This is a genomic window from Fusicatenibacter sp. (genome assembly GCF_050872605.1).
GTDB lineage: Bacteria > Bacillota > Clostridia > Lachnospirales > Lachnospiraceae > Fusicatenibacter.
Map to the genome: position 1 here is coordinate 49,370 of NZ_JBNMHD010000018.1, position 6,623 is coordinate 55,992.

Genomic DNA, 6,623 nt, shown 5'->3' on the forward strand with positions numbered 1-6,623 from the left:
TTCCTCCTCAATGAATTATGCTAAAAAATGGTTTAATTTCTATTTATTTATCTTCAAGGCTTAGTTAGCCACCTTGACCATACTGTGACGGACTACGGAACCTTTGTACATGTAGCCCTTCAGGAATTCTTCTACGACGATGTTCTCGCCGGCTTCCTCATCCTCCACATGCATCACCGCGTTGTGCAGGTTCGGATCGAATTCCTTTCCAACGGCCTCGATCACGGTTACACCGAGTTCATCGAGTGCTGTGGTAAACTGTTTGTATACTTTATTCATGCCTTCTGCGAACGGATCTTCCTCCGGGTTTTCCACCGTTGCAAGTCCGCGCTCGAAGCTGTCAACAACCGGAAGAATCTTCTCGATGATGTCTTTTGCTCCAATGGCATACATATTTGCTTTTTCTTTTTCGGTGCGTTTGCGGAAGTTATCGAACTCTGCCATCTGACGGGTCAGGCGGTCAGTCAACTCTTCGATTTTCTCATCTTTTTTATCTTTTTTCTTTTTGAAGAACTTTCGTTCTTTGCCATCCTCAGCAGTTTCTTCTGCAGCTTCCGCTTCTTTTGCCTCTGCTGCTCTCTTTGCTTCTTCCTGCTCCGCAGCCGGTTCGGTTTCCGGCAGATCGGTCTCTGCTCCGGTTTCTTTTTCCATCTCGCGTGTAGGTTCTTCCATGGTTTCCTCTTTCTTTCTATTTTCTTCGCTCACGGATCATTCCACCTTTCTACTCACCTGTGTCCGGCTTTTTGAAGACGGCGTCCAGTTGAACTTTTAATGTTTTCAGGTTATCTACCACATTTTCGTAATCCATCCGCTTTGGTCCCACGATACCGATTGTTCCGCGCATACCGTTTCCCATATCGTATGTGGTGGTGACCACGCTGCAGTCCCGTAAGGGTTCCATCGAAGATTCATTTCCGATGTATACCTGAATACCGGTATTTTCCTCTCCGTCCTGCTCCTCGGCAGCTCCTTTGATCATATCGACCAGTTTCTGCCGTTCCTCGAATGTGGAGATCAGCTGGCTGGCTTTGCTGCTGTCGGAAAGCTCAGGGTACTTGAAAATGTTGGTTGCGCCGCTGGTGTACACCGGCACATCTTCTTCGCTGACTGCGATGGCTTCCGCTACGGTATCGACCACTTTGCTGATGATGCCGGAGTGGATGCCTGCCTGCTCTTTCATTTTCCTGATCATGCCAAGATTGATTTCTTCAATGGTCAGACCATTGAGCTGTGTGTTCAGAAGCAGGTTCAGCTTTAATATCTGTTCATCGTTGATGGTCTCGTCGAGGTCGATCATCTGGTTTTTCACCAGGTTGCCTTCTACGACGATGACGGCCAGGAGCTGCTCTTCATTGACTTTTGAGAGCTGGATGAATTTCACTTTATTTCTGTGATATTCCGGTCCTGTAATCAACGTTGCATAGTTGGTAGATGAAGCGAGGACTTTGACAACCTGCTGCAGAACTTTCTCCATGCGGTCCGTTTTTTCAATGACCATGTTTTTGATGTCTGCAACTTCCTGTTCTTTTTCCCGCATCAGCTCATCTACATAGAGGCGGTAGCCTTTATCGGAAGGAATGCGTCCTGCGGAAGTGTGGGGCTGTAAGATGTAACCCATCTCTTCCAGATCGGACATTTCATTCCGGATTGTGGCGGAGCTTAAATTCAAATCCGTGTATTTGGAAATCGTTCTTGAGCCGACCGGCTCGCCCGTTTCCAGATACGTCTGGATGATCGCTTTTAATATTTTTCTTTTTCTTTCATCCAATTCTGTATCCACTTACGATAAGCTCCTTCCTGTTGTATAGTCCTGTTAGCACTCGTTTCAGTGGAGTGCTAACATCTATGCTCTTAAGATAGCACTCCGCCTTTTGTTTGTCAACACCTTTTCCCGGTTTTTCTATGAAGAAATTGTGAAAAAAGTATAAACCGTTTTCTTTCTGAAAAGGAATCTGACTTTTCTTTTTTATTGCATTCTGCTGTTTCAAAGGCGCTATAGCCGTATGGTAGGATTCCGCCATTTCGATGCGACCATTTAGTAGCATTTTCTCAGAGGTGATGAATCATGAAATATCAGAGACTGGAGGATCTGCGCACGGACCACGATCTGACGATCCGCCAGGTTGCCGACTATCTCGGCTGCAACCGCGATGTGTATACCCGATATGAAAAAGGCGTCCGGCAGCTGCCGATCTCCATTGCCATCCGTCTGGCGGAGCTGTATCAGGTCAGTCTGGATTATCTGGTCGGCATCAGCGATGAGAAGCGACCGTATGGATCCTGACTTTCCGGTGTCTCCGCCGCAGCAAAAGCAGGAGGACAGTTTTTCTTTTCCCTGTCCTCCCTGTTTTGCTTTTTCGTTTACAGATTCTGCAGATATTCCATCATCCGCGTTTCGCTGAGTTTCCATCCGTCCGGCTCCCCGCAGAGATACAGCGTAAAATGCCCGCACGGGACTCCGTTTTCCAGGTGGATGCCGGTATACAGTTCTACAATGAGGAGTTCTTCCGCTTTTTCTTCATATATATTAGTGATCTGATAGATGCGCTCTCCCTTTTCGTCCACCGGCCATTCCTTCTTCAGCACATCCCTCAGACGGTTCTCCTGCCCCTGCGCTTCACAGCTTTCCTCCCGGCTGATCATTTTTTCAAACGCTTCCGGCGTCTCCATCCGTTCCACTATATTCTGGACAAAATCTTCTATTTCTATTCTTTCTGCTTTTCCCATTCGTTCCCCCATTTCTGCCGTACATATTTTTCTGTTTTCTGCACAGGCTGTCTTCACCCGCCATTTCTCTCTCCTGCCCCATTCTCCAATTTGCGACCATATGATCTGATTTAACTTTGTCCATCCAACCGTTTGGTAGTATGGGTTTGAATCTGAAAGGATGGTACAACGTATGAAATACCAGAGAATTGAAGATATGCGGATCGATCAGGATCTCACCATCAAAGAGATTTCTGCCCTGCTCGAATGCAACCGCGACGTCTATTCCCGCTACGAAAAAGGAATCCGCGACATCCCGATCGACTATGTGATCCAGCTTGCACGGTTCTATGACTGCTCGGTCGACTATCTGCTGGGTGTCTCCAGTAAAAAGAGAAAATTCGGCGATTGATTTTTTTATTGTTGTCTTTTTTATTTTTGTGTTTGCGTTTTGATACGACTGTTTGGTCGTATTTTATATTATAATGGTATTCTTATTTTGCGTCAATTCTGAACAAGAAGGAATCAAAATCGGACGCAAAAAAGCGTGCCGGAAAGTTTTCTGTCGCTTTTCCGGCACGCTTTTTTCATGCTCTTTTCTTCTTTTTTATTTCTGATTTTTTATTCTTCCATGTCATCCAGGCTCTTCTTCAGTGTGATCATTTTGTCACGCAGCTCGGCGGCCATTTCGAAATTGAGTTCGGCGGCAGCGGCTTTCATCTGTTTCTGTACCTGGCCGATCAGTTTTTCCAGTTCTTCGCGGCTCATGGACTCCGGGTCTTTTTCCATCTTTTCTTCTGTCTTTGCCACTTCTTTCGAAATGCTGATGAGATCGCGGACGGCTTTTTTGATGGTGGTCGGAGTGATGCCGTGTTCTTTGTTGTAGGCTTCCTGCAGGGCACGGCGGCGCTTCGTCTCGTCGATGGCCAGGCGCATGGAATCGGTCATCACATCGGCGTACATGATAACATGGCCCTCGCTGTTTCGTGCGGCACGACCGATGGTCTGGATCAGGGAGGTTTCGGAACGCAGGAAACCTTCTTTATCGGCATCCAGGATCGCCACGAGTGTGATTTCCGGGATGTCGAGACCCTCACGCAGAAGGTTGATGCCGACGAGCACATCGAATACATCGAGACGCATATCACGGATGATCTCGGTCCGTTCCAGGGTGTCGATATCGGAGTGCAGGTAGCGCACGCGGATGCCGGCCTCTTTCATATAGTCGGTCAGATCCTCTGCCATACGCTTCGTCAGCGTCGTCACGAGAACTTTGTTGTGTTTTGCGGTTTCTTTCTTTACTTCCGAAATCAGATCGTCGATCTGTCCCTCCACCGGGCGCACTTCGACATCCGGGTCGAGAAGGCCGGTCGGGCGGATGATCTGCTCGGCGCGCAGCAGCTCGTGGTCTGCCTCGTAGTCGCCCGGCGTGGCAGATACGAAGAGGATCTGATCGATCCGGTCCTCGAACTCGCCGAAGTTCAGCGGGCGGTTGTCCTTGGCGGACGGCAGACGGAATCCATAGTCCACCAGCGTCGATTTCCGCGACTGGTCGCCGGCATACATGCTGCGGATCTGCGGAACGGTTTTGTGCGACTCATCGACGATGATGAGGAAATCATCTCCAAAGTAGTCCATCAGCGTGTAGGGCGGCTCGCCCGGCTTTAATCCGGAGAGATAGCGCGAATAGTTTTCAATGCCGGAACAGATGCCGGTTTCTTTGAGCATCTCGATATCGAAATTGGTCCGCTCCTCGATGCGCTGGGCCTCAATCAGTTTTCCCTCGCGCTTAAAGAACTTCACCTGGTCTTCCATATCCTTTTCAATCTCGCCCGTTGCTTTCAGGATCGTGTCCATCGGCACAACGTAGTGGGAGGCCGGGAAGATTGCAATGTGGTTCAGTTCACATAAGATTTCTCCCGTCAGTGTATCGATCTGCACCAGGCGGTCAATCTCATCCCCGAAGAACTCGACGCGCACCGCCTTGTCCGTCTCCTCCGCCGGAAAAATCTCCAGTACATCCCCGCGCACGCGGAACGTACCGCGGTGGAAATCCATATCGTTCCGGTCATACTGAATATCAATCAGCTGCCGGATCACATCGTCCCGGTCCTTTTCCATTCCCGGGCGGAGCGAAATAATCATCTCCATGTAGTCCTTCGGGCTTCCGATTCCATAGATACACGAAACACTGGAAACCACAATGACATCGTTCCGCTCACTCAGTGCAGAAGTCGCGGAAAGCCGCAGCTTATCAATCTCATCGTTCCGCGCAGAGTCCTTCGCAATATACGTATCCGAAGACGGCACGTAAGCCTCCGGCTGGTAGTAGTCGTAGTAGGAGACAAAATATTCTACTGCGTTCTCAGGGAAGAATTCCTTAAACTCACCGTACAGCTGCGCTGCAAGTGTTTTATTGTGCGCTATGATCAATGTTGGTTTATTTAACCGTGCAATAACATTTGCCATTGTAAAGGTCTTGCCGGAGCCTGTAACGCCCAGCAAAGTCTCGCATTGATTGCCTTCTTGAAAGCCTTTGACCAGTTTTTCGATTGCCTGGGGCTGGTCGCCTGTAGGCTGGTATTCGGAGTGTAATTTGAATATTTGTTGTGAATTCTGCAAAAAAGCACCTCCTGGTTTTTATATCAAAAAAGTTCGTCTATCAGTCAGAAATTCGTCGAAGCACATTCTCTGATTTTAGCCGAATATGCCTCTCGACGAATTCTGTTCACCACCCGATATTTTATAGACTGATAAAAAGTAGTAAAACTAACGTGGACGAATTAACACTCAAATGCAAGAGATATTATATCATGGAAATTTAAAATTGTATATATGATGCGAACATTAGTTCTTCAAAAATTCATTTACATTTATCATTGTATCCAGAACAATTTCCGTATCCAGCTCCTTCTCTTCCGGTAATACTTCTTCCATATAAGAAAGCAATTCCGGCGGAATCTCCTCAGCTATAATATTTCCATTGTGGTATGGGGATCATCCGTTGCGCTTATTAGAATAATATACTTTTACATAAAAATATCCCTCAGGGCTTCAAACCCTGAGGGGCATCCTCGTTCATTTCAATTTTCCTTTTGTTTTTCAAGCTGTTCCATACAATATAACACCAGATCCCGTCTAGTACCGATTTCCTGATTATGCTGCTCCATACAAAACTACCCCTTCTTTATGAATATTGGAATAAAAGGGATAGTTCACAATCCACTTGTTAAAATGTGCTTCACTTTTTGCAATAGGCTTAATATCCGTGTCATAATCCATATTAAAGTCATAGGTCATGTACGAGAGCTGTTGTGCATATGCCTTTAATTCCAGATCTGACATATCTACCAGAATCATAATGTCCACATCAGAATCCGGACGGAAGTCACCCCTTGCATAAGAACCATAAAGGATTATCTGACGTACATGGGAACCATAAATCTTCTTGACCTCTTCCACATACTGTTTAATTAAATCCTGCATAATCTTTGGCATACATCATCACCTCATTTTCTGCTGATAATACTATAAGTTTCTCGATTCACAAATCTTTCTTCTTGATTTTATTATAACCAGTTTACCTTCGTTTCTCAATCAGTATTTTCCATGTATCAATTTTACTACTTTCTTCGACGAATTTTGTTCACCGTTATAGCCAATCCATCATGTCCATTTACTTTTAACGCATCGTTTATTATGCTTTATATAGTATTATTTTACCTTTCCAAATCAATATATGGTATGCAAATTAATATCAAGATACTATAGCAATCCCCGAAAATAATGCAAAAAATTCAGCACCGCAGAGTGTGAATTACTGCGTCACAGATTTTCGTCGTACCCCGGTACGCCTTCAAATCTGTTCCTTGCAATTCGCGCTCTGCAGCACTGCCTTTTTTGCATTATTTTCGGGT

Annotated in this window: 7 protein-coding genes; 2 read left to right on the top strand and 5 right to left on the bottom strand. The window is 46.2% G+C overall.

Translation table 11 applies throughout. The annotated features are described in order from the left end of the window. Positions 1-60: 60 nt before the first annotated feature. Positions 61-672, bottom strand: a complete 612-nt coding sequence (grpE, locus tag ACY2VT_RS07290; RefSeq protein ID WP_461879432.1) for a nucleotide exchange factor GrpE — start codon at positions 670-672, stop codon at positions 61-63. Positions 673-721: 49 nt separating this feature from the next. Then, the gene (gene hrcA, locus ACY2VT_RS07295; RefSeq protein ID WP_461875064.1) at positions 722-1,780 is read right to left on the bottom strand and encodes a heat-inducible transcriptional repressor HrcA; all 1,059 of its coding nucleotides are present in this window, start codon (positions 1,778-1,780) and stop codon (positions 722-724) included. A 285-nt stretch (positions 1,781-2,065) separates the two neighbouring features. Here hrcA and ACY2VT_RS07300 point away from each other — a divergent pair, with 285 nt between their 5' ends. Beyond that, entirely contained in the window at positions 2,066-2,284 is a 219-nt protein-coding gene (locus ACY2VT_RS07300; protein WP_055218403.1) for a helix-turn-helix domain-containing protein, read from the top strand. 77 nt (positions 2,285-2,361) lie between these two features. Here the strand turns inward: ACY2VT_RS07300 and ACY2VT_RS07305 are convergent, their stop codons facing one another. Continuing rightward, positions 2,362-2,739: a hypothetical protein gene (locus tag ACY2VT_RS07305; RefSeq protein ID WP_461879430.1), complete on the bottom strand. Its 378-nt coding sequence runs from the start codon at positions 2,737-2,739 to the stop codon at positions 2,362-2,364. Positions 2,740-2,899: 160 nt separating this feature from the next. Between ACY2VT_RS07305 and ACY2VT_RS07310 the strand changes: the two genes are divergently transcribed. Beyond that, positions 2,900-3,118: a helix-turn-helix domain-containing protein gene (locus ACY2VT_RS07310; protein WP_055218399.1), complete on the top strand. Its 219-nt coding sequence runs from the start codon at positions 2,900-2,902 to the stop codon at positions 3,116-3,118. Positions 3,119-3,327: 209 nt separating this feature from the next. Here ACY2VT_RS07310 and uvrB read toward each other — a convergent pair whose 3' ends face one another. Beyond that, on the bottom strand, positions 3,328-5,310 hold the full coding sequence (gene uvrB / locus ACY2VT_RS07315; RefSeq protein ID WP_461879433.1) for an excinuclease ABC subunit UvrB: 1,983 nt from the start codon (positions 5,308-5,310) through the stop codon (positions 3,328-3,330). A 552-nt stretch (positions 5,311-5,862) separates the two neighbouring features. Then, entirely contained in the window at positions 5,863-6,204 is a 342-nt protein-coding gene (locus ACY2VT_RS07320; protein ID WP_441140551.1) for a nucleotidyltransferase domain-containing protein, read from the bottom strand. Positions 6,205-6,623 lie beyond the last annotated feature (419 nt).